Source organism: Thioalkalivibrio sp., assembly GCF_041685615.1.
Taxonomy (GTDB): domain Bacteria; phylum Pseudomonadota; class Gammaproteobacteria; order Ectothiorhodospirales; family Ectothiorhodospiraceae; genus Thioalkalivibrio.
Map to the genome: position 1 here is coordinate 7,139 of NZ_JAWLFK010000055.1, position 5,182 is coordinate 12,320.

Genomic DNA, 5,182 nt, shown 5'->3' on the forward strand with positions numbered 1-5,182 from the left:
CGGGGTCGTGCCACTGGTCGAGCCTGCATGATAGCCCGGAGGGCCGGGGGGGCGTCAGGGCATTCGCGAAGCTCGCTTGTCCCCCGTCTGTCATGGCGAACGCAGGGGAGCAATCGCTTGATGGGGGGTGAACGGTGGGGATCGGGTGGTTGGCCCTGGAGATTGCTTCGCTGCGCTCGCGACGACGGGGTCAAGGTACTCGCGACGCCGGGTTTTCACGGGTACAAGCAAAACGGGCCCCGTGAAGGGGCCCGATTCGCGGTACCGCCGGATGGCGGGTCAGGCGGCCTGGCGCAGGTTGGCCAGCAGGCCGCGGAGCTCCGAGGCCTTGGGCTTCACCAGCCAGAACGAGCCCTGGTAGTCGTCGAAGCGTTCCAGGATTTCGCGGCCCCAGGCGCTGTCCGTCTCGTGCACGAACTCGGTGATGAGCTCCTCGAGATAGTTGCGGTGCGCCTCCATCTCCTCGGTGTCGAGGCGGTGCAGGTCGATCAGCTCGTTGTTGATGCGGTCCGGGAAGTCGTTCTCCCGGTCCAGCACGAACGCGAAGCCGCCGGTCATGCCCGCGCCGAAGTTGATGCCGGTATTGCCCAGCACCACCATCACGCCACCGGTCATGTACTCGCAGCCGTGGTCGCCGATGCCTTCCACCACGGCGAGCGCGCCGGAGTTGCGCACTCCGAAGCGCTCGCCACACTGGCCGGCCGCGAACAGCTTGCCGCCGGTCGCGCCATACAGGCAGGTGTTGCCCATGATGGTGGTGTCCTGACTGGCGAAGCCCGAGCCCTCCGGCGGCCGGATCACCAGCTTGCCGCCGGTCATACCCTTGCCGACATAGTCGTTGGCGTCACCCTCCAGGTACAGGTGCAGGCCGCCGGCGTTCCAGACGCCGAAGCTCTGCCCGGCCGTGCCCTTCATGTGCACGGTGATCGGAGCGTCGCTCATGCCCTGATTGCCATGGCGCTTGGCGATCTCGCCGGACAGGCGTGCGCCGATCGAGCGGTCGGTGTTGGCCACGTCGAAGTGGTACTCGCCCCCGGCCTTGCTCTCGATCGTCTCGAGCATCTCCGCGACCATCTGCTCGGCCAGCTCGCCCTTGTCGAACGGCTCGTTCTTCGGCTCCTTGCAGAAGCGCGGCTTGTCGGCCAGGTCGCCGCTGGCCAGCAGGCCGTTCAGGTCCAGGTGCTGCTGCTTGGGGGTTTCGCCCGGCAGGACCTCCAGCAGATCGGTGCGGCCGATCAGGTCGGTCATGCTGCGCACCCCCAGCTTCGCCATCCACTCGCGGGTCTCGCGGGCGACGAACTGGAAGTAGTGCATGACCATCTCGGGCAGCCCGATGAAGTGGTTCATGCGCAGCACCTTGTCCTGCGTGGCGACACCCGTTGCACAGTTGTTCAGGTGGCAGATGCGCAGGTACTTGCAGCCCAGCGCGACCATCGGGCCGGTGCCGAAGCCGAAGCTCTCGGCACCCAGGATCGCGGCCTTGATCACGTCCAGGCCGGTCTTCAGGCCGCCGTCGGTCTGCAGGCGCACCTTGTCGCGCAGGTCGTTGCCGCGCAGGGTCGCGTGGGTCTCGGTCAGGCCCAGCTCCCACGGGGTGCCGGCGTACTTCACCGAGGTCAGCGGGCTGGCGCCGGTGCCGCCGTCGTAGCCGGAGATGGTGATCAGGTCGGCGTAGGCCTTGGCCACGCCGGCGGCAATGGTGCCGACCCCGGCCTCGGAAACCAGCTTCACCGAGACCAGCGCATCCGGGTTGACCTGCTTGAGGTCGAAGATCAGCTGCGCCAGGTCCTCGATGGAGTAGATGTCGTGGTGTGGCGGCGGCGAGATCAGGGCCACGCCCGGATTCGAGTAGCGCAGCTCCGCGATCATCTTGTTGACTTTGTGCCCCGGCAGCTGGCCGCCCTCGCCGGGCTTGGCGCCCTGGGCGACCTTGATCTGCAGGACCTCGGCGTTGACCAGGTAGTGCGGGGTCACGCCGAAGCGGCCGGAGGCCACCTGCTTGATCTTGGACATGCGCTCGGTGCCGTAGCGGGAGACGGCCTCGCCGCCCTCGCCGGAATTGGAGCGCCCGCCGAGGCGGTTCATCGCGGTGGCCAGGGCCTCGTGGGCCTCCGGCGACAGCGCGCCCAGGCTCATGCCCGCGGAGTCGAAGCGCGGCAGGATGTCGGCCTCGGGCTCGACGTCGTCAAGCTCGATGGGCTTGATGTCGTCGCGCACCTTCAGGAGGTCGCGCAGCACGGTCACCGGGCGTTCGTTCACCAGATCCGCGTATTCCTTGTAGACGCCGTAGTCGCCGGACTGCACCGCGCGGTGCAGGGTCTGGATCACGTCCGGGTTGTAGGCGTGGTACTCGCCCCCGTGGACGTACTTCAGCAGGCCGCCCTGACCGGCGCTCTTGCGCGGGTTCCAGGCGCGCTTCGACAGCGTCTCCAGGTCCGCCTCGATGTCGGCGAAACGGGTGCCCTTGATGCGGCTGGTGGTCCCGGTAAAGCAGGTCTCCACGACCTCGTCGGCCAGGCCGACGATCTCGAACAGCTGCGCGCCGCGGTAGCTGGCAATGGTGGAGATGCCCATCTTGGACAGGATCTTGAACAGGCCCTTGTTGATGCCGCGGCGGTAGTTCTGCGCCAGGGTCAGCGGATCCGCGTTCGGGATCTCGCCGGACTGGCACATGCCGTGCAACGCGGAGTAGGCCAGGTAGGGGTAGATTGCGGTGGCACCATAGCCCAGCAGCACCGCGAAGTGGTGCGGGTCGCGCACGGTGGCGGTCTCGGCGACGATGTTGGCGTCAGTGCGCAGCTTGGCGCGGATCAGCGCATGGTGCACGGCCCCAACGGCCAGTACCGCCGGAATCGGACGGCGTTCCGGGTCAATGCCGCGGTCGGACAGCACGAGCACCACGGCGCCGCCGCGCACGGCCTCGACCGCGTGCTCGGTCAGGGCCTTCACGGCGTCCTCCAGCGAGCCGGAATGGACGTCGTAGTGGAGGTCCATGCGTTCGACGCGGAAGGCATCCTCGGTCTGGTTGCACAGCTCGCGGAACTTGGCCTCGGACAGCACCGGGGAGTCGGACACCAGACGGTGGGCGTGGTCCGGGGTCTCCTCGAACAGGTTCTGCTCGCGGCCGAAGCAGGTCTCCAGCGACATCACGATGCTCTCGCGGAGCGGGTCGATCGCCGGGTTGGTGACTTGGGCAAACTGCTGGCGGAAGTAGTCGAACAGCGAACGGGTGTGGCGGGAGAGCACCGCGAACGGCGTGTCGTCGCCCATGGAGCCGACGGCCTCCTGGCCGGCCTCGGCCAGCACGCGCAGGATCTGGTCGCGCTCCTCGAACGTTACGTCGAAAAGCTTTTCGTAGGTTTCCAGGCGCTCAGGGGGCATCGGCTCGCCGGAGAACAGCTGGGTGTCGTCCAGCTGGCTCTTCACATGCTTCACCTGCGCACGCAGCCACTGGCGGTAGGGCTGGCGGGTGCGGTTGATGCGGTCGATGTCCTCGGGCTGCAACAGTTCGCCGGATTCGGTGTCCACGGCCAGCATCTGGCCGGGCTTCAGGCGGCCCTTGGCGACCACGTCCCCGGGGGCGTAGTCATACACGCCGATCTCCGAGGCCAGTGTGATGTGTCGGTCCTTCGTGATCACGTAGCGCGCCGGGCGCAGGCCGTTGCGGTCCAGGGTGCAGGCGGCGTAGCGGCCGTCGGTCAGCACGATGCCGGCCGGGCCGTCCCAGGGCTCCATGTGCATGGAGTTGTATTCGTAGAACGCGCGCAGGTCGGAGTCCATGTGCGCGACGTTCTGCCACGCCGGCGGGACCAACAGGCGCATCGCGCGGAACAGGTCCATGCCGCCGGCCAGCAGCACCTCCAGCATGTTGTCCAGGCTCTGCGAGTCGGAGCCCTCCAGGTTCACCAGCGGTTCCAGCTCGGCCAGCTCGGGCAGCTTCTCGGTGGCGAACTTGTGCTGGCGCGCGACCGCCCAGTTGCGGTTGCCCTGCACGGTGTTGATTTCGCCGTTGTGGGCGAGGAAGCGGAACGGCTGCGCCAGGCCCCACTGCGGGAAGGTGTTGGTGGAGAATCGCTGGTGGAACACGCAGATCGCGGTCGCCAGTTCCGGGCGCTTCAGGTCCGGGTAGAACACCGGCAGGTTGGCCGGCATCACCAGGCCCTTGTAGGAGACTACGTGCGCCGACAGGCTGGGCACGTAGAACACCGGGTCATCGTCCATCTCGATCTCGGACCGGCGGCGCACCACAAACAGCGCGCGCTCGAAGTCGGCCGCGCCCATGTCCGCCGGCGCATTGATGAACACCTGCAGGATGTGCGGCTGGCTCTTCATCGCCTCGGCGCCGCAGGCGTCTTCCGGATTGACCGGCACCTCGCGCCAGCCGGCAAGCCGGAGCGGGCCGCGCTCGATGGCGCTCTCCACGGCGGCGCGGGACTCGGCGATCCTGGCCGGGTTGATGAACACGATGCCGGCGGCGAAGCGCTCGGCCAGCTCGATGTTCGACTCGGAGGCGAGGGTGCGCAGGAAGGCCTCGGGGGTCTTCATCAGGAGCCCGCAGCCGTCGCCGGTCTTGCCGTCGGCGGCGATCGCGCCGCGGTGGGTCATGCGTTCCAGGGCCTTGATCGCGGTGTCGACCACCCAGTGGCTGGCTACGCCGTCCATGTGCGCGATCAGGCCGAAGCCGCAGTTGTCGCGCTCGAATTCGGGGCGGTAGAGGGTGCCGTTCATTTGGTTCTGTCGCATCGGTCAACTCCGGTCGCAGCGCGCGGGGCGATACGCGGGCGCGGTACGTTGGTCAGGGCCGTCCCTGGAAAAAAGAACACGGAAAAAGGCGCAGGAATATAGCCGAACCGTCATTCTCCCGGCAAACCGGGGCCGGTCAAGAAGACACGACATTGACGCAGGTTAAGCGTGGCAGGGCGGCTCGTCCCGAACTGCGCGAAGCCACAAATCAGGTCAAGGGCGATTTACAGGAAGACGCGAAGATGGGAAGGAAAGGACGATTCTGACTAAAAACAATCCAAGTCCCTACCTTCCTCCCTTCCCATCTTCCTGTTAATGCTTTTCAGGTTTTCTTTGAGCGCTTCGTGGTGAACAAGCTGCCTGGGGATTAGTCGCGGACTGCGTTCTGGACCGAGCCGATGGAGCGGATCCAGGGTTGGTCGCGGCGCACGGCCTCCGG

General features: G+C 67.0%; 1 protein-coding gene. It reads right to left on the reverse strand.

Annotated elements, in window-relative coordinates:
• Positions 1 to 279: 279 nt before the first annotated feature.
• Positions 280 to 4,743, reverse strand: coding sequence for a glutamate synthase large subunit (gltB, locus tag ACESLR_RS10275; protein WP_373067255.1), 4,464 nt, complete (start codon positions 4,741 to 4,743; stop codon positions 280 to 282).
• Between the last annotated feature and the right edge of the window lie 439 nt (positions 4,744 to 5,182).